At 36.6% G+C, this 18155-nt stretch carries 16 protein-coding genes; 4 read left to right on the top strand and 12 right to left on the bottom strand.

The window, feature by feature from the left end; all coding sequences use genetic code 11:
• Nucleotides 1–483: 483 nt before the first annotated feature.
• The 7 genes from pheT to ABMA79_RS10490 form a co-directional block, all read right to left on the bottom strand.
• Entirely contained in the window at nucleotides 484–2910 is a 2427-nt protein-coding gene (gene pheT, locus ABMA79_RS10520) for a phenylalanine--tRNA ligase subunit beta (protein ID WP_393092445.1), read from the bottom strand.
• Between the two features lie 22 nt (nucleotides 2911–2932).
• Nucleotides 2933–3994 carry a phenylalanine--tRNA ligase subunit alpha gene (gene pheS / locus ABMA79_RS10515; RefSeq protein WP_392860222.1) on the bottom strand — a complete coding sequence of 354 codons (1062 nt, stop codon included), beginning with the start codon at nucleotides 3992–3994 and terminating at the stop codon, nucleotides 2933–2935.
• Between the two features lie 102 nt (nucleotides 3995–4096).
• Complete coding sequence (locus tag ABMA79_RS10510) at nucleotides 4097–4609, bottom strand: DUF4416 family protein (RefSeq protein ID WP_393092442.1); 513 nt, start codon at nucleotides 4607–4609, stop codon at nucleotides 4097–4099.
• A gap of 1 nt (nucleotide 4610) precedes the next feature.
• Complete coding sequence (locus ABMA79_RS10505; protein ID WP_392860219.1) at nucleotides 4611–5633, bottom strand: bifunctional heptose 7-phosphate kinase/heptose 1-phosphate adenyltransferase; 1023 nt, start codon at nucleotides 5631–5633, stop codon at nucleotides 4611–4613.
• 10 nt (nucleotides 5634–5643) lie between these two features.
• Nucleotides 5644–6711, bottom strand: a complete 1068-nt coding sequence (locus tag ABMA79_RS10500) for a glycosyltransferase family 9 protein (RefSeq protein ID WP_392990103.1) — start codon at nucleotides 6709–6711, stop codon at nucleotides 5644–5646.
• Nucleotides 6708–7397: a (d)CMP kinase gene (cmk, locus tag ABMA79_RS10495; RefSeq protein WP_392860216.1), complete on the bottom strand. Its 690-nt coding sequence runs from the start codon at nucleotides 7395–7397 to the stop codon at nucleotides 6708–6710. The genes ABMA79_RS10500 and cmk overlap by 4 nt, the downstream gene beginning before the upstream one ends.
• An 85-nt stretch (nucleotides 7398–7482) precedes the next feature.
• A complete protein-coding gene (locus ABMA79_RS10490; protein ID WP_393092439.1) occupies nucleotides 7483–8412 on the bottom strand; it encodes a lytic transglycosylase domain-containing protein in 930 nt (309 codons plus the stop codon).
• Nucleotides 8413–8583: 171 nt separating this feature from the next.
• On the opposite strand from ABMA79_RS10490, the gene ABMA79_RS10485 reads away from it, so the two are divergent.
• On the top strand, nucleotides 8584–10650 hold the full coding sequence (locus ABMA79_RS10485; protein ID WP_392860213.1) for a thioredoxin domain-containing protein: 2067 nt from the start codon (nucleotides 8584–8586) through the stop codon (nucleotides 10648–10650).
• On the top strand, nucleotides 10643–11581 hold the full coding sequence (locus tag ABMA79_RS10480; protein ID WP_393092436.1) for a CoA transferase: 939 nt from the start codon (nucleotides 10643–10645) through the stop codon (nucleotides 11579–11581). The genes ABMA79_RS10485 and ABMA79_RS10480 overlap by 8 nt, the downstream gene beginning before the upstream one ends.
• Here the strand turns inward: ABMA79_RS10480 and ABMA79_RS10475 are convergent.
• From ABMA79_RS10475 to ABMA79_RS10465, 3 genes are read right to left on the bottom strand one after another with little or no spacing between them, the layout of a single operon-like run.
• The gene (locus ABMA79_RS10475; RefSeq protein WP_393057727.1) at nucleotides 11565–11945 is read right to left on the bottom strand and encodes an MAPEG family protein; all 381 of its coding nucleotides are present in this window, start codon (nucleotides 11943–11945) and stop codon (nucleotides 11565–11567) included. The two genes, ABMA79_RS10480 and ABMA79_RS10475, sit on opposite strands and share 17 nt — an antisense overlap.
• 32 nt (nucleotides 11946–11977) lie before the next feature.
• Nucleotides 11978–12808, bottom strand: coding sequence for a mechanosensitive ion channel family protein (locus tag ABMA79_RS10470; protein WP_393092433.1), 831 nt, complete (start codon nucleotides 12806–12808; stop codon nucleotides 11978–11980).
• Nucleotides 12801–14666, bottom strand: coding sequence for a hypothetical protein (locus tag ABMA79_RS10465; RefSeq protein ID WP_393092431.1), 1866 nt, complete (start codon nucleotides 14664–14666; stop codon nucleotides 12801–12803). The genes ABMA79_RS10470 and ABMA79_RS10465 overlap by 8 nt, the downstream gene beginning before the upstream one ends.
• Before the next feature lie 183 nt (nucleotides 14667–14849).
• Here ABMA79_RS10465 and ABMA79_RS10460 point away from each other — a divergent pair, with 183 nt between their 5' ends.
• Nucleotides 14850–15266 (top strand): GNAT family N-acetyltransferase, encoded by a 417-nt coding sequence (locus ABMA79_RS10460; RefSeq protein ID WP_393092428.1) that lies wholly within the window; start codon nucleotides 14850–14852, stop codon nucleotides 15264–15266.
• Here ABMA79_RS10460 and ABMA79_RS10455 read toward each other — a convergent pair.
• Nucleotides 15263–15634 carry a hypothetical protein gene (locus ABMA79_RS10455; RefSeq protein ID WP_393092426.1) on the bottom strand — a complete coding sequence of 124 codons (372 nt, stop codon included), beginning with the start codon at nucleotides 15632–15634 and terminating at the stop codon, nucleotides 15263–15265. The genes ABMA79_RS10460 and ABMA79_RS10455 overlap by 4 nt on opposite strands.
• Nucleotides 15635–15759: 125 nt before the next feature.
• On the opposite strand from ABMA79_RS10455, the gene argS reads away from it, so the two are divergent.
• Entirely contained in the window at nucleotides 15760–17526 is a 1767-nt protein-coding gene (gene argS, locus ABMA79_RS10450) for an arginine--tRNA ligase (RefSeq protein WP_392860202.1), read from the top strand.
• Nucleotides 17527–17530: 4 nt separating this feature from the next.
• Here argS and ABMA79_RS10445 read toward each other — a convergent pair whose 3' ends face one another.
• Entirely contained in the window at nucleotides 17531–18133 is a 603-nt protein-coding gene (locus ABMA79_RS10445) for a DUF938 domain-containing protein (RefSeq protein WP_393057733.1), read from the bottom strand.
• Nucleotides 18134–18155 lie beyond the last annotated feature (22 nt).

The following is an 18155-nucleotide window of genomic DNA, read 5'->3' as shown; positions in this document are numbered from 1 at the left end:
GTAACTTCAATGATTCAGTTACGTCAGATCTTTCAAAAACCGTTTAAAACTTATTTTGGATTTCTTCTCATCTTGTTCACTGCCTAAGCAGCAAATCTTTATTACTTTATTTGAATGTCTAAAGAGCTGTCCGAGACTATATGTTCATGTTCAACATGTAAAGTCTTTTTTTAACAATTAAGGAAAAAAATTCAATGTCGTTATTAGCAACGTTGTTTTTGTTTCGTTTGTTGTTTGGAACGAGGGGCATATTATGAAACCCCAATAACTTCGTCAATAGTTTTTTTACTTTTTTTTAACTTTTTTTTCATAAATTTTAATAACAATATTAAATACTTATAGATTATTAACGATACTTAATTTTAGCAGTAGGTTGAACTTCTACTAAATCTATAAACCACCGAAATCTCGAAAAGTTATTAGAATAAAAAAGGCCACTCTCTGAGTGGCCTTCTATCATCGGTAACTATGTAAAAAATTTAACTACTTTTTTAGAGGAAATCCGTTTTTTTCTAACGTCTCTACAATCTTATTAGATGCTTCAGTAATGAATTCACCTGATAAAGTATTATTAGGATCTAAGAATTCACTTCTTACTGTTACAGACTTCTTATCTTCTTGAACAAAGATATCCGCAATAGAAGTAGAAACAAGCTCTTTAATCTTAAGTTTAGAAAGACTATTTAAGATAGATCCAACAGCAACACTATTATCTACTTCAACAGTACAATCGAAAGTTGAACCAGGGAATTTAGCTAGTGGACTATACTTTGTTTTATCTTTTTGTTCACGTGATTCAAACGCACTCATGTTAACAAGAGCAATTGAAACGTTTCCTTTAATTTTAAATTGCTTAAGAACAAGTGGGTGTACAGAGAAGATTACACCATCCATCTTTCCTTGAATTCTTAAGTTGTAAAATTCGAAAGGATGAATACCGGCCCATTCTTCATTGATTGCATTACTCTTAAACTTTGGATTACGTTCATTTAACTGATAGTTGATATTAGCACTATCAAGTAAGCGAGTTGTATCGTTTAAAAGATCCATAAAAGGAGTTGCTTCTTTATCAAAGTATAAAGCACCAAATACACTTTCTTCTTTTACGAAGTCTTTATCATTTGCATGATATGTACGGCCGATTTCAAAGAACTTGAAAGAAGAAGAGTTCTTTGCGTTTTGAGAAGCAGCTTCTAGGAAAGAAGGAGCAAGTGACTCACGCATAAGAGATGCATCTTTTGATAAAGCATTAATAAGCTCTAGCCCACCCTTGTGCTCGTACATTGCTTTCTTAAGAAGTGATGGCCCAATCATTGGATAAGTCATAACTTCAAATGCACTTGCATGGTTAACCATGAAGTTTTTCATACGACGGTGAAGCTTCTGTGCAGGGCTTAACTTAACAGGTGAAATATCAAGTTTAGGTGACACTGGATCAATATTATCGAAACCAATAATACGGCCAATCTCTTCCACTAGGCATGAGCCTGTTTCAATATCTTTAGTTGCACGGTAACTTGGAATATGAGCAACAAAGCTTTCTTGTGTTCCCTCAATATTAAAATCAAGAGCATTAAAAATTCTTTTCATTTCATCAAAAGAAACTTCTTTCCCTAGTGCCTTATTAATTTTAGCAGCACTTGATGGAATTGATACCGGCTTAATCTCTAAAAGATTTGGGCCATCGTATTGAATGTCACCAACGACTTTTGCATCTGGATTTTCTTTTAATACATACTCAAGAGTTCTTAAAAGTGTTCTTTCAAGCATTAGTGAATCAAGAGTCTTTTCATATCTTGAAGAAGAATCTGTACGAAGCCCTAAGCGAGTTGAAGTTTTTCTAACTTCAGCAGCTTTCCAGTTTGCAACTTCGATAAAGATCTTCGTTGTACTTTCATCAACACCACTATTTAGTCCCCCCATGATTCCAGCTAGAACCAAAGGCTTTTCTGAGTCACCAATAACAGTATCACCTGCTACTAGTTTTCTTTTTTCTTCATCAAGAGTTGTAAATTCAGTTTCAGCTTTTAGAGAACTAATCACAACTGTGTCACCTTTAATCTTTTCACGATCAAAGATATGAAGAGGAATTCCAAGTTCAAGCATCACGTAATTTGAAATATCAACGATATTATTAATTGGACGAAGACCTACTGCTTGCAGGCGTCTTTTCATCCATGCAGGAGACTCTCCTACTTTTACGTTATCTAAGCTAAGACCAAAGTAACCAAGGCAACTTGTGTCTTCTTCAACTTTAATTTTGATTGGAGCTGCATCATTTGAAAATTTTGCTTTTAAATCAGCTGCCCACGAATCTGAGAATGGATTTTTTAATTCATTATCAAAAATTGTTGCAAACTCACGAGCAATACCAAAGTGTCCCCAAAGATCAGGTCTATGAGTTAGAGACTTATTATCAACGTCTAATAGAACGTCTTTTGTTTGACCAAATAGCGTTAGCATATTTGTCCCAAGCTCCGGGTTATCAAACATCTTATCTAATTCAATAATACCTGGAGACTCTTCAGCAAAACCAAGTTCCTCCTCAGAACAAAGCATACCTTCAGAAAGAACGCCACGGATCTTTTTAGGCTCAAGAGTTAGACCATTTGGTAGAGTAATCCCTAAAGGAGCGTAAGCAGTACGCATACCAATGCGAACGTTTGCGGCACCACAAACAACTTGGAATTGATCCTTACCATTTGTAAAAGTCACAAGATTTAACTTATCTGCTTCAGGGTGCTTTTCCTTTTCTAGAACTTCAACAACAGTAATGGCCTCTAAGTGATCTCCTACAGAAAGAACATCTTCAACCTCAGCTGTTGCTAGAGTGAACTTTGAACCAATTTCATTTGCGTCTAAGTCTGGAACCTTAACGAAATCTTTAATCCAATCAATACTAATTAACATATATATTCCTTAAAACTATTTTCTAATATTCTTTAAATTGTGAGTTAAATCTAAGATCACCAGATTGAAGGTGGCGGATATCATCAATTCCGTACTTCATCATAACAAGACGATCTAGCCCTAGACCAAAAGCAAAGCCATTGTATTCTTCAGGATCAATTCCTCCTGCTCGAAGAACATTTGGATGAACCATTCCACATGGAAGAAGCTCTACCCAACCAACTTGCTTACAAACAGAACATCCTTTTGCATTACAAACTTGGCATTTGATATCAAGCTCAAAACCTGGTTCAACAAATGGGAAGTAACCAGGACGAAGTCTAACCTCAACATCTTTCTTAAAGATTTCTGTTAGGATTTCTTTCATGAAGTAAATTAGATTAGATACAGAAATATCTTTTCCAACCATCATCCCTTCTAGTTGTTGGAATACCATCTCGTGAGAAGCATCTGTTCTTTCACAACGGAAAACTGTCCCTGGGGCAATAAAACGGAAAGGAGGCTTACGAGACTGCATACCACGTACTTGAATTGTAGAAGTGTGTGTACGTAGTAAGTGCTTATTCCCTTCTGGAGACTTTTCGTCCTTAAACCAGAAAGTATCTTGCATATCACGTGCTGGGTGATCACCTGGAATATTCAGGGCCTCAAAATTATAAAACTCTGTTTCAATATGTGGACCATCTAATACTTCAAAGCCCATTGATAAGAAAATATCTTCAACTTCTTGTTGCACAAGAGTTCTTGGGTGAAGTCCACCGTGATTATTATTCTTAGATTTTACAGCATCAGTAAAAGTAATATCGATTTTATTCTTACTTAGCTTTTCATTAATCTGAGCTAGCTCAATTTCAGAAAGCTTCTTTGCGACAAGCTTTTCAATATTTTGCTTAATTTCATTAGCAACTGGCCCAATTTCTTTTCTTTGCTCAGGAGTAGCATCCTTAAGCGACTTTAAAATTTCAGATACTGCTCCCTTCTTTCCTAAGTAACTAGACTTAAGTGAAAGCACTTCTGGTTGCGCATTTACTGTTTCAAGTTCTGTTTGAAACTTTCCATAAGCTTCATTTAGCTTATCAATCATAATCCCACCTATTCGACGATTTATAAACATTCAATAATAACCTTGGGAGTTTTTCATGCGGTGTGCGAAAAAGCAAGACTTGGAGGGTCAGTAATTAGTTAATTAGATCAATAAAAATGAGCGCATCCAATTGAACTTAGCGATGATCTCTGGGTGCTGATAGTCAGGGTATGTCCAAGATAGAGTCTCGTAAGACTTTCCTTGAAATTGATAGGTTAACTCAGCAAAAACCCCCTCACCTAAATAGATGCGATGAGAGTAAGGCTTTCCACTTGAAAGCAGCACTTGATCCAAGCAGATTAGGCCTGGGTCGATATTAAAAGTCCTACCTTGATCCTGAAGGTGTGCTTTCTCCAAAGCATCACACTTTTTCTTGATATCAACGAGCTCGGTACGCTCAACTGCATCAGGATAGAAAAAGAAGCATCGCTTAAGGCCACTGCCCATTTCTTTGCTGTAATAGTCTTTCATTGGAAAGAAGTTATGGGTGAAGATGATAGGATGAGAGTATCTTGGCCCAAGTAGACTAACGATTTCACCTGGGCCAATTTTATCCTCTTGATAGAGAACACTAAAGAAAACGAGTGCCTGAGTGGCAGGTTTTAAGTCACTCACTCTACTTCATTTTCTCTTTTAAAACATTGTAGTAGTTATTTAGCTCTTCGATATTAACAGTTGCTGTTCCAACCTTACCAACAACAACACCTGCGCCACAGTTTGCAATCCACGCGGCCTCTTCAAGGCTCGCACCTGCTTCTAAACAAGCAACGAGAAGTGAAATTGTTGTATCCCCTGCACCTGAAACATCGTAGACTTCGTTGGCAACAGTTGGGATCATATGAAGCTTACCATCACCTAAAGTATCAAGCATTGCCATTCCTCGTGCACCAAGCGTAATAATGATTTTTTCAAGCTCTAGCTTATCAACAAGGATCTCTGCAATTTCTTCAACTTGAAGCTCTTGTGCATAACCTAAGAGATTTGCCATAAGCTTTGCTTCGAGATGATTAGGCTTAAGAAGCGAGACACCTTTATAGAAAAGCGGAGGCGTTGTACGACTAGGGTCTACGGCCACAAGGCTTTTAGTCTCCTTAAACTCACTTACAAGGCGAGAAATTAGAGACTCTGTTAGAACACCTTTTGAGTAGTCTTCTAAAATAAGCGCACCGTGGTTTTCTTTAAGTTCATTAATGCGAGCAATAAGTCTTTTTTCAACATCAGCATTAATAGGCTTCTTTGATTCATAATCAATACGACAAATTTGTTGATGATCTGTAACAATTCTTTCTTTGAAAACAGTAGGTCGCTCATCACAGCGGACAACTCCCCAAGTTGAAAGCCCTGCTTCTTCTAAAAGGTCTTCTAAAACATTTGCGTTTGCATCGTCACCCATAACACCACATAGAGTTGAGTTAACTCCAAGAGTTTTTAGGTTTTCAGATACGTTGGCCGAAAGTCCAAGCTTGTGCCATTCTTTTTGAACTTCAACAAGAGGTACTGGAGCCTCTGGAGAGATACGGTTAACAACGCCAGATGTATATTTATCAATCCCAACATCTCCAACAACAAGAATTGGCTTAATGTTGGCAAGGTTAGCAATAATTGTATTAAAACGTTCAGATGAAATTAATTTTGTCATAGTATTTCCATTATTTATTTAAAATTGATTTTGCGATTTCAATAACTCTATCTTCTTCAATTTTGGCCATGCAATCATAATAAGGGCAATCCATACCTGCACACTTATCAGACTCTCCACAAACAACATTTGGCGTGACTGTTTTAATTTCAGTCTCCCCTTTCGGCTTCCACCTTAATGAAGAATGACTTTTGATCGGCGAGTATATGCCAATTAAAGACACTCCCAGGGCCGCGGCCATGTGTGTGGCCCCAGAGTTTGGACCTATAAAAAGTGTAGCGTGTTTTAAAATATTTAGAAAGTTAACAATGCCTCGTTTTTTACCATTGAAGTAGTAGATATTCTGATCACTATAATCTCTAAGCTCATCTCTAACTGGATTTACGTAGCGTAAATCAGAAGGGATATGAGAAATGATGAAATTAAAACGGTTAGGATAAATACCATTTATGCGCTTAATAAACGTTGCAATATTCTTTGCCGGCCATGGAAGATTATTATTTGATACACCAGGGTGAACAAAGACCATCTCCTTTTCAGGATCAAGGCCCTCTCCCTTTATTAGTTCTTTAAAAGAATTGAAGTCGTTCTCATTTACATTGAAATTAAACTCAGGAATATATTCCTTGTCTTCAATTGTAATAAAATTATCGAGATCACGAAGTAGCTCAATATTATAGAAGGTTTCGTGTCCTTCAACTTCTGAGCGTATTTGTCGAACCCCACGATTTAGGGTGAAATTGGCCTGCCATTTCGCCAGATGTCCGCCTCGAAATGGAACTTTTTTAAGCCAAGCAACAAAGTTTGGAGTTTGTGATCCACCTGCGTAGAGATAAACATCAGGCTTAAAGTCATTAAAGACCTGAAGCGCACGCTTTACCTTGAATGGATAAGATCTCTTCTTATCCAGAACATAGACTTTATCGATATAGGGATGATCTTTATAGAGAATAACCGAAGTTGGCGATGTGATAATTGCTACAGTCGCATTTGGATCCATTTCTTTTATGGCCTGGGCCATTGGCATTGTTAGAATATTCTGGCCAATGGCGTCTGTGCGACTGATTAAGTATTTCACAACTCTATTCCAACCTCTTTTGCGCGAATTTTTACATTTTCTTTAAGTGTTGAAATAACCTTGTCGATATCCATTTCACTTGTATCAACGAGTGTTGCATCATCGGCTTTGACAAGAGGGGCCACTTCACGGCCCATATCTTTTTCATCGCGCTTTTTTACATCACGCTTGAGTTGCTCAAGGTCGATATCGTGCTGACCTTTCTCCATTAGCTGATCATATCTTCTTTGCGCACGAATATCGATCGATGCTGTCACAAAGAATTTAGTAAAGGCATTAGGAAAGACTATCGTTCCAATATCACGGCCTTCCATCACGCAAACCTTTTCATTTGCAATTGATCTTTGAAAATCTAGAAGCATTGTTCTGACAACAGGAATTTGTGAAATGATCGAAGCAAGCTTAGATACGTGGTGTTCTCTAATTTTTTGAGATAGATCCACGCCGTCAACTTTCACAAGGGCATCTACTTGCCCGTATTCAAGCTTAATCTCTTTTAAAAATGATTCAACTGCCGCGTGGTTTTGAAGGTCAATCCCCTTCTCATTTGCAGCAAAGGCTAAGGCGCGAAACATTGCACCAGTGTCGATATAAAGGATACCTAGTTCCTTGGCCAACAGCTTAGCTACAGTTGATTTTCCGCTCCCACTTGGGCCATCAATTGCAATAACTGATGAATATGTCATACAACTTCCTTATTCGTGTAATTTATAAGGAATGAATATAGCAATTTTTAATAGCTATTTGAAGTTGAAAAGATGACTCGCTGAATTACGAGTTTTTTGCAAAGCGTGACTTAGAAAGCTCTTTCTTAGCAATCTTTTCGTCAAGGTTAGGAACGATATCCATTCCCAGGTAGTAATTAAGATCAAATTTGTGATTATTCTTGTGAAGTATTGACTCAACGCCCAGTGAACGTGAACGTTTATTTAGTGTTTCAACTGCTGCTAGCAGCTTCTTATAATTCTTTTTTACCTTATCGTAATATACGTTCTTAATTCCAACAGGGCGATTAAAACGTAGACTCTGTCTCACAAAGCCCGGCCCCATATTATAGGCAACTGTTGCATAACGATATAGGCCAAACCTCTTATAAAGACGACTAAGGTAATAAACTCCAAGTTCCATATTTACGTGAGGAACACGAAGAATCTCAATAATATCATCTTTATTAAGTGATCTCTTTAGAAGCTTATGAAGGAAGACACCTGTTTTTGGCATAATTTGCATTAGCCCTTGGGCCTTTACATAGCTTTGTGCTGTTGGATTAAAGTGACTTTCTGTCCAAGCGATTGAAATAACCCATAATGGGTCAAGCTGTCTCTCCTGCGCAAAGTGAAGCAGTGAAGAAATATATTTCTTTGCCCTAACATTAATAGGATGCTCCATGTGAGCAATTAATGTGTCCTCAAGAGTCTTTTTATCAATCGATGAAAGGAATCCAAGGTGAAGGCTTTTGAAGAAAGGATTAGTCTCTTTAAAATTATAGCTATTGTAAGGTGTATAAACGTGATTATTTGAATTTATTGAAGAAAGGATACCCAAATCACGGAAGTTTGTGCTTGTAGGAGTCCAAAAGAAATCAAAAGAAAGCACGGCCGCAAAGGCACAAAGTCCTAACGTGAGCAATGATTTTGTATTCGTACAAAAAGTACTAAAATGTTCAAGATGCGAGCTATATCGCTCACTCGGTGCTTTCATATGATGGTCTTTTACCGCTATTGAACCTGCTCGTCTAGTTAAAAGAAAATTATAATGCGAGGCGTCGGAAATAATTTCAAAAACATTCATTTAATTACAGGATTTTGGGAGGTTATCCTTTAATTTTTAAATATTTCACGCATAATAGATATATAAATTTGAGGAGTAAGAATGACAGATATTGGATTTAACCGATTAAAAGATGAATCATCAACATACCTAAAGCAACACAAAGACAATCCTGTTCACTGGTATCCTTGGGGACCAGAGGCACTTGCCCGTGCTACAGAGGAAAACAAACCTATCTTCCTTTCAATTGGATACAGCTCTTGTCACTGGTGCCACGTCATGGCCGAAGAGTCTTTCTGTGATGAAGAAACGGCAAAATACCTAAATGAGAACTTTATCAACATTAAAGTTGATAGAGAAGAACACCCAGATATTGATAACTATTACCAGCAAGCGTGCCAATTATTTACAAATGGTGGCGGATGGCCTCTAAGTGCCTTCCTACTTCCTAACCTTAGGCCATTCTTTGTAGGAACATATTTTCCTAAAGAAGCTAAGGGCAAGGCAACTCCATTTATGGAAGTTTTATCTGAGCTAGTTAGAGCATATAAAGACGATAATGCTACAGTTACAGAGAATGCTGATAAAGCATTTGATGCAATTGAAAAAGGCTTCATCTCACCAGAGAATGTTGACTTTCAAGGTCACTTTCCACATCCAAACTCAGTTCTTGATGTTCTTGAGAAATTTAAAGACGAGGAAAATGGTGGTTTTGGGGAAGCTCCAAAGTTTCCACAACTTGCTTTCTACGAGTGGGCCATCGAGCAAATGCTTGAGGGTGTTGTAAAGAAAGAGCATGGTGAGCACATTGTAAAGTCATTAGAAAGAATGCTAATGGGTGGTGTTTACGATCAAGTACGTGGTGGTCTACATCGCTACAGCACTGACAATAAGTGGACTGTACCACATTTTGAGAAGATGCTTTATGATCAAGCTGGTCTTCTAAAGCTTCTTGCAAAAGCAAGTATGCTCTACCCTTCACCACTTGTTTTTGATGGAATCTTTAACACACTTGAGTACCTAAAAAGTGAAATGCTTAATGAAGAAGAAAATTTCTTCTTCTCAGCACAAGATGCTGACAGTGAAGGCGTTGAAGGACTTTACTTCACTTACACAGAACAAGAGTTTGAAGATGCCTTAGGAAGATTTGATACAGAAGATGAGTCACTAACAAAAAATCTTGATAAACTTAAGGATTGGTTTGGAATTACTCAAAAAGGTAATTTTGATTCAGGACTTAACGTACTGACAATTAATCATGAAAAATCACAAGAGATCTTCACAAGTGAATCTTGGGATCTAATTAGAAATGCAAAGAAAGCACTTCTTAATGAGAGAAAGCTTCGCATTCCTCCAATGACTGATAATAAAGGGATTGCTAGTTGGAACTTCCATATGATCACAGCACTCTCAGATGTTATGCAATACACTCAAGTGCCAGCAATTAGAAATGCGGCCAGCATGTTATTTAACCGTGTAGTGGAAGGTACATATAAGAAATTCCTAGAGACAACGCCAAACGGAATGCGTCTACGTCACACGACAACTCGTCCAGTTGGTGCTTCTCTATTAGAAGACTACGTTCTCTTTGCAGAGGCCCAACTTAGAATTTATGAACTAAGTGGTAATCCTGTCTTTAAGGCAAATCTAAAAGACACACTAGGCTTTATCTTAAAAGAGTTCTTAGTCGATGGCCGTCTTAAAACTCGTGCCCTAAGAGATAATGATATGGAGCTATATCCAAATCAAAATTTTACAAGTTTTGATCAGTCATTTAAGTCTCCTGTTTCGACTCTTATTAAATTAATTAGACGTGCAAGTGTTCTATTTAGCGACATTGATATGCTTGAAGAAATTAAGCCTCTAATGGAAAATACGACTCAAGATGTCCTAAAGAACCCAGCTGGTTCTGGAGAAGGTCTTAGAGCACTTAGTTATCCAGCAAATGCATACAAGGTAATTAAATGTCCAAAAGAATGGCTTCAAAACCAAGAGTTCGCGGGATTTATTTGCTACTTCCTACCAAGATTTGTTTTTGACTTCCATGAAGACAAGGGACAGAGATGGGAAATTTGTGGAACAAATGAATGTGAGATGACTGGAGAAGGTTTAGATAACTTCATTGAAACTCTAAAGCCAAATCAGGCACAGGGCCAAGCGAATGAGTAACACTCAGGGAAGGCCACTAGCTGGCAAAACAATCATTGATTTTTCACATCGCCTACCAGGGCCTCTTGCAGGAAAACTTCTTGCAGGCCTTGGTGCAAATGTTATTAAGATCGAAGATGCTAAATTTAAAGATCCATTTATTTATGGACTCTTTGCTGAAATGGATAACTCATTTCCTAAATGGTACGAAGAATTAAATGCATGTAAAACTGTAAGACGCTTCGACTTTAAAAGCGAAGAAGATATTAAAGAGATACAAAAATTAGTTTTTGAAGCAGATGGAATCATTATGGGAATTCCAGGAAAAATTCAAGACAAACTTGGGATCTCCATAAAGACAATTGAGAATACAGTTAAGCACTCATATGGAATTGTCATTCCAAAGGCATCAAAAGAGCATATGAGCCATATGCATGACCTAAATGCGCTAGCAATGACAGGTCTTCTAAGTCTTCACCTAAGAAATATCAATTCAATTGAAGATGTGGCCCCTCCGTTCTTACCTCTTGCAGGTATTAACTTTGGACAAAAAATGGCCTTTGATCTCCTAGGCGCAATGTTTAAGGCGCAAGAAACTAAGGATGTCCAAATCATTGAGTCTTATTTATACGAGTCAACTCAAGAAGTATTTGATGCTTTCTGGCCAAAGTCTATTAGAGAGACAGATCATAAGTTTCTCCATAATGGGCTATACCCTTGCTACAATATCTATCAGACAAAGGATCATGAATTTGTCGTTATGGCATGTGTTGAGGAAAAGTTTTGGCAATCATTTAAAGAAGCCTTTAAATTTGATTCAACTGATGATGAGAGATTTGAAACAAGTGGTTCTATTCATAAGAGACTTAAGGATCTCTTCTTCTCAATGACTGCCCAGGATGTACGAAACACCCTAGGCAACCTTGATATTTGTATTAACGTAATAAAGTAATACTGATTCCAATTAAAGAAACAAGAATAATGCTGGTACCGAAAAAACGATAAAATGAAGTACCAGCACTTTTTGTAAGTCCAATAAAGTGAGATACTCTCGAAATAATGAGTGCAGCAAGAAGAATATGAATTCCCATTAGTGAGATCGCCTCTTTCTCAATTGCAAAATAAGTTAAAAGCAAAATAAAGGGAATATACTCTGAGAAGTTCCCATGAATTCTGATGGCCTTATTCATGTCTGACACTTTTCCGTGCCCTAGGCCCACACGATGTTTCCAACGATTACGAATAACATTTAGTGTAACAACGACATAAAGTAATCCAAGTACACCGCAATAGCGAAAAAAGATTTCCATTTCCATATCAACTCCCTACTTTTCTTAAGAATAAGAAATTATGACTCAGAAAGTAGTTGATCGGCAAGTTCCTCTTCTTTTAAAGCTTCATAGAATCTCTTCGTAATATCTGTCACAAAGGCCTTTTCATAAATTGTTTCAAGGACATATGCTTTAACTGTCGCCTTAATGCCTATGCCATGCTCAAACTTCTCTGTTGAAACAACTACCTTTAATGGTTTCTTTAAGTAGGCATAGCGAGAAGTTGAAGTCACTTCTTCGAGCAATGATATCATGCGAGCAATATCGCAGTTATTCTTAAAATAAAAATAGCTACAAACCATCATATCTCGTTGCCCAGAGTTAGCGGAAGCGACATTTTCACTTAGAAATAAATTATTCGGTATTGTGACAGTGGAATCATCTAGTGTTTGAATACGAACAGAACGGAGGCCAATTTGGATAATATCACCATAGTTATCTCGAAATAGGATTCGATCCCCTACTTGAAATGGCTTATCAAAAATTAAAATGATACCTGCAATAATTGATGAAATAAGATCTTTAAGAGAAAAACCAATCGCCACAGCACCAGAACCAAGAAATGCATAAATCATCTCCTGACTAGGATTTAGTGTTACATACAATAACCAAAAGGTACCAAAGATATAAATCATGTGAGTTATGATTGTATTTACTTGAAGTATTGATAAGCGATAGTATGGAATTTTAATGGCAAGATATTGCAAAGACCAAGAGACGATTCTAGCAATAATAAAGAGAGTAAAAAAGCCCACGAATAAACCAAAAATCATTTCAGAGTTAACTGAATCGAAGATACTTGCCATTTTTTGTGTTTTTACAATTGTATCTGTTACAACATCATTCATAGATAAAATTCCTCTTTCGTAAGATATTTTTAATATCCACTAGCCAGTCCTTTCTTATGTGAAAGTAGTCTCCATCCCTGCTTAAAATCCCTTTTCCAAAACCAGCTTTAAGTGCATAGGTCACAACTTTCTCACTTAGATCTGTCGTTTCTATGATTTCAGAAAAGCTTAAATATTCGTGTGAAAGTATACTGGAAAAAACAAATAATGATTCATCTGATAACACTTCAACTTCATGAATAGGTCGACGTTGTGGCAGGTGTAATTCAATTGTTTTATCATTTACATGTGAGATGGACTTTAGCCATGTATTCACTGCGGCCTGAGGGTTTCCACCCGTTTGCTTGGCCAAAATTCTAAAATAGATATCCTGAGCATTTTCGATAGATCTTTCTGCACCAAAATGGGACATAATTTCAAAAAGCTCTTCGTTGAAGCGAATCTCTAAACCTGTTGGTTCATGTCTTTTTAAGATTAGTTCTTTTAGCTCTTCTTTATTCCATGGCCTGATATAGATCGTATCTGAAGACAGTTCATACTTATTGTAAATATGCTTAATAAGGTTTAACGAATTACTATTCCATACTGTAAACCAAAAGACATTTTTAGAGGAGTTATTGATAACATTAAAGAAAGCATCGAAGGCCTTAAAACCGTGAAACTTAGATAAGAAGAGATTGTGTGCATTTTTAACAATGACAAACTTTTTCTCTTCTTCACTACCTTTACCAACAAAATTTTCTAACCTTTTTAAAAGTACTGATTCTTCAACAATCTTCTCACTGATATCTAATTTAAAAGATGTTACTGAAGAATAGCGTTTAAGAATCTTATCAAGAACATGGTTCTTTCCACTTCCCGACTCTCCAGAGAATGCCAAATGATAAGAGCTACTCGTTCCATTAAGCCAGCTATCAATACGCTCATAGGCCATAACAGCAGGATCAGGCTTTCTTGTTATCTCCGTACCATTTTCTCTTTTAAAGATTTCAATATAATCACTCGGTACTTCATAATCAGTAAAGACTTCATCTCTAAGGCTTTCCAGGTGTTGTTCTAAAATTCCAGACAATAGATTCTTCGCCCATTCCTTGTCATTATTAGCAAGAAAGAACATTAAGTAGAATGAGTAAAGCAGAGTATAGAGATAGAGAAATACTGGAAGGATATAGCGTATAACATGTTTAGAAATATGCTTCTTTGTTAACAGCATTGAAGGCGGAACAATCTTTGGAAGGATTAACTCAGCGTAATTGTCATATCTAAGTAAGATAATTGTATAAATAACAAAGAAGAGAATCGATATAATATTATGGCCAAGAAATCCTGAAAATAAATTATAGAGTAAAATGAAAAAGAAAGTTGTAATGGTAATAATGTAGCGAAGCTTCTTGCTATCCTTAACAAAGTCTCTATTCACTTTTTTAAAGTAGACCTGAAAGTTATAACGAAGGAAGCTATGAAAGTATCCGATATTTATATAGAGAACATAGAGGGCCAAGATATTTCTAAAGACATGCAAGAAGAGTTGAAAGTCTTCTCTTTCAAATTTTAGTAAGTAGAGATTAAAAATATCTAGAGCACTAAAAGCAAATAAGTAATACAAGTTGAAGTCGAAGAATCTGAAAACATATTTTCGCGCATCAACTTTATTCTCCCCACGTCTTAACATCATGGTTCTAATCAAGAAAAAGATGATTCGAACGACAATAATAACAGCAAGAAATAAAAAGAATGAACGTATAGGCCAAGCAAGGATAAAGTCATCGATGGTTGTTATGAGACCAGCGAGTTCTTGATTTAAAAAGTGAAAAGCATCGGCCACGGCCTTTTGAATTTTTATAATACTAAATTTCATGAATCTATTATAAAGTTAACTGATCTTTTTCCCATAATTATTATTGTCGCAATAGTAAAAAAAACTAAAAAATAAACTTAGATACTCGGGTAATACGGGGCAAGCGTCTTCAATGCCTCTTTATTGTGACAAAATTTCATTTATTTGGTATAAAGTCCCTCTATGATCGTTAAAAGAATCCATTTGAAAGATACATTTAAAATTCGTCGCTCAGTATTAGGCATTGAAGGCATCGACTCTAGTTATAATTTTACTGGAGATAATGAGTCAGACACATTTCACTTAGGTGCATTTGTCGACAATAATCTTGTATCAGTTGCTTCTTTTTACTTTAATCCAAATCCTAACTTTAATATTGATAATCAATATCAACTACAAGGTATGGCGACCCTTGAAAATCACCGTAAACAAGGCTTTTCAAGAGAGCTGCTAAATGTTGCCTTCCCTATTATTAAGCAAAACTTCTGTAATTTAGTATGGTGTAATGCTCGTATCGAAGCGAGGGCATTTTATGAAAAACTTGGTTTTGAAGTGTTTGGAGATGAGTTTGAAGTCGAAGGGATCGGACGTCATGTTTTAATGTTTCGTGAGATCAATTAATCCTTGCAATAAGAATCTATCCTCGACTTAAGCATCAGTTTAGACTGGCCCTTAAAGCATTCTTTTTGACCACTATACTTTTGAATCACCATACAATTCATATCTTCTCGAGTATCACAATCTCTAAGGGAGAGATCATTAACACAGGCAAAGTGCTTTCGTCTTTTAGAGCATAAGTAGATAAGGTTTGGACCTTTGAAAAGGCCATCCCCAATACTTGATTCAGTATTGTACTTTCGAAATTCCTCCGCTTCTTGTCGCTCTCTTTGTTGCTTTTTTTGAAACTCCTCAATCGGCGTCATAGCATCATCTGCTAGCACAGACTGACTCGTCCCTATAGCAAGGTATATTGAGCTAAATATAATCATTAGAAGTCTAGTAGAAATGAACATATGAAATTACTTTTCCTAAACAATTAGTAAATTATTTATTATAATATGATGATAACATAGATATACTAAACTGCAGCGCAGCAAAATACGGTGATTACTTAATGGAAACGAATACGATTTTAGCAAAACTTACTGATATCCTAGAAAATGCATTCTCATCTGCTTATCCAGATGCAGAGTTTAAGAGAGAAGATATTTACTCTTCAATTGGACAGGCCCCGAATATTGAAATGGCCCACTATGCTTTTCCTGTATTTCGTTTTGCCAAGGCCCTTAGACAAGGCCCACCACAAATCGCAGCAGCAATTCTAGAAAAAGTTGATCTCGAAGCAAATGCTTCAATAATCAAAGACCTTAAAGCACAAGGTCCATACCTTAATTTTACCCTTACTGCTGATGCATATTTTGAAAGCTTAATTGGAGAAATTCGCACAGGTGATTTTTTCAAGAAAGAACTAACAAAGGGTGAAGGGAAAACAATGATTGAGTATTCGCAACCGAATACTCACAAAGAGCTTCACGTGGGGCATATGAGAAATCTATGTCTTGGTAATGCTCTTGTTAGAATTAAACAGTATTGTAGTGTTGATGTACACCCAGTAACTTATCCTGGTGACTCTGGTACTCACGTTGCAAAATGTCTTTGGTATTTGAAGTATCACAATCAAGACACAATTCCTGAAACAAATAAGGGTGAATGGCTAGGACGTATTTACACACTAGCTAATACAAAGCTTGAAGATGAGCTTGGAAGCGATAAAGAAGATGATAACCGCGCTAAGCTGACAGAGATCCTAAAACAGCTTCACGCTGAAGAGGGAGAATTCTTTGATCTATGGCAAGAGACTCGTCAGTGGTCAATTGATCTCATGAAGAAAACATATGCTTGGGCAGATGTTGAATTTGATCGTTGGTTCTTTGAATCTGAAATGGATGCTCCATCACTAAAAATCTGTAATGAATATTATGAGAAAGGTTTATTCGTAAAAGATGATGGTGCGATTGGAATGGATCTAAGTGATGATAAGCTTGGCTTCTGTATTCTAATTAAATCAGACGGTACTGGTCTTTATTCAACAAAGGACGTTGCTCTAGCAATTAAGAAATTTGAAGAATACGGTGTGAAAAATAATATCTACATTGTTGACTCTCGCCAGGCCTTCCACTTCAAGCAAGTTTTCAAAGTTCTAGAACATATTGGATTTGAACAAGCTAAAGACTGCTATCACCTACCATATGAAATGGTTGAGCTTACAGATGGTGCCATGAGTTCTCGTAAGGGAAATATCGTTGCCCTTACTGATCTTATCAATAATATGGAAAGTAAAATTAAGGATGATTACCTTAATAAGTATGCTGGGGAATGGGATCAGTCAGAGATCGATGAGACAGCAACGAAGATTGCCAATGGTGCAATTAAATATGGGATGATCAAAATTGATAATAACCGTAAGATCGTTTTTGATATGAACGAATGGTTAAAACTTGATGGAGACACTGGCCCATATCTTCAATATGTTTATGCACGTATTAATTCGCTACTTAAGAAGCAAGGCTTTGATAAAGCTCAGGCCCTCGAGCTTTCAAATGCAAGCTCACTTGTTGAAACAAAAGAATTTGAACTAATGCAGAAGCTATCACTATTTAATGATGTTGCAATTAAGGCGCATGAGCAAAATAAAACAAGTCTTCTGACTACTTACCTATTTGAACTTGGAAAGTTATTTAATAGCTTCTATGCAGCTTGCCCAATTGCTTCAAGTGAAGAGTCACTTAAGAAAGCTCGCCTTGAGCTTGCGTATGCAACAAGTGAAATCATTAAAACTGGCCTTGGGATTCTAGGAATTCAAGTACCAGAAAGAATGTAGTCCATTATTTCGTAAATATTAAAAGCTGATTATTAGCTGGCATTGCAATATCTTCTTTTAGAAAGACACCTTTCTTTAAGAAGTTATTGCAAATATCTTCAAAATTTCGAATTCCACTTTGAGCATCACGCTCTTTTAAAAATCCATCAAATTGTTCATTAGACGCACTCGTGAAATTTCCATGATACTTAAATGGCCCGTAAATAAATAGAGTGCTATTTTCATCCATTGCTGTGGCCAAGTCCTTAATAAAAGTCTTTGCGGCCTTCCAAGGCATGATATGAAGTGTATTTGCTGTGTAGTAGAACTTTTTCCCGGCCTCAAGTTTATTGAAACCTGCTTCATAAACAAGGGGGCCTTTAAGATTTGGTAAACTCTTTTGGTAATGTGATAAGCAAGTCTTTAAGACATTTTGGTTATCTCTAATCTCAGATGTAATAAAATCAATTTGAGCAAAGGCCTTAGCAAAGTGTGCACTATGCTGACAAGTCAGAGAGCCAATCTCGAGAAACTCTCCATTATCACTACTGCTTAAATAAGGTGTGATCACCTCAAGGATAGGGCCTTTATTTCTTTCACATGCTTCAGAATTTGGTAAATCGTTCATAGTAAACATGATACAATACTTT

It is taken from the genome of Halobacteriovorax sp. HFRX-2_2 (genome assembly GCF_043196705.1).
GTDB lineage: Bacteria > Bdellovibrionota > Bacteriovoracia > Bacteriovoracales > Bacteriovoracaceae > Halobacteriovorax_A.
The sequence above is the reverse complement of the archived record's forward strand: the minus strand, read 5'-3'. Positions and strand labels throughout refer to the sequence as shown.

Bases quoted from the DNA above. Each gene is read 5' to 3' on its own strand.
- pheT (WP_393092445.1), bottom strand. From the start codon at position 2,910: ATGTTAATTAGTATTGATTGGATTAAAGATTTCGTTAAGGTTCCAGAC.
- pheS (WP_392860222.1), bottom strand. From the start codon at position 3,994: ATGATTGATAAGCTAAATGAAGCTTATGGAAAGTTTCAAACAGAACTT.
- ABMA79_RS10505 (WP_392860219.1), bottom strand. From the start codon at position 5,633: ATGACAAAATTAATTTCATCTGAACGTTTTAATACAATTATTGCTAAC.
- cmk (WP_392860216.1), bottom strand. From the start codon at position 7,397: ATGACATATTCATCAGTTATTGCAATTGATGGCCCAAGTGGGAGCGGA.
- ABMA79_RS10490 (WP_393092439.1), bottom strand. From the start codon at position 8,412: ATGAAAGCACCGAGTGAGCGATATAGCTCGCATCTTGAACATTTTAGT.
- ABMA79_RS10485 (WP_392860213.1), top strand. From the start codon at position 8,584: ATGACAGATATTGGATTTAACCGATTAAAAGATGAATCATCAACATAC.
- ABMA79_RS10480 (WP_393092436.1), top strand. From the start codon at position 10,643: ATGAGTAACACTCAGGGAAGGCCACTAGCTGGCAAAACAATCATTGAT.
- ABMA79_RS10475 (WP_393057727.1), bottom strand. From the start codon at position 11,945: ATGGAAATGGAAATCTTTTTTCGCTATTGCGGTGTACTTGGATTACTT.
- ABMA79_RS10470 (WP_393092433.1), bottom strand. From the start codon at position 12,808: ATGAATGATGTTGTAACAGATACAATTGTAAAAACACAAAAAATGGCA.
- ABMA79_RS10465 (WP_393092431.1), bottom strand. From the start codon at position 14,666: ATGAAATTTAGTATTATAAAAATTCAAAAGGCCGTGGCCGATGCTTTT.
- ABMA79_RS10455 (WP_393092426.1), bottom strand. From the start codon at position 15,634: ATGATTATATTTAGCTCAATATACCTTGCTATAGGGACGAGTCAGTCT.
- argS (WP_392860202.1), top strand. From the start codon at position 15,760: ATGGAAACGAATACGATTTTAGCAAAACTTACTGATATCCTAGAAAAT.
- ABMA79_RS10445 (WP_393057733.1), bottom strand. From the start codon at position 18,133: ATGAACGATTTACCAAATTCTGAAGCATGTGAAAGAAATAAAGGCCCT.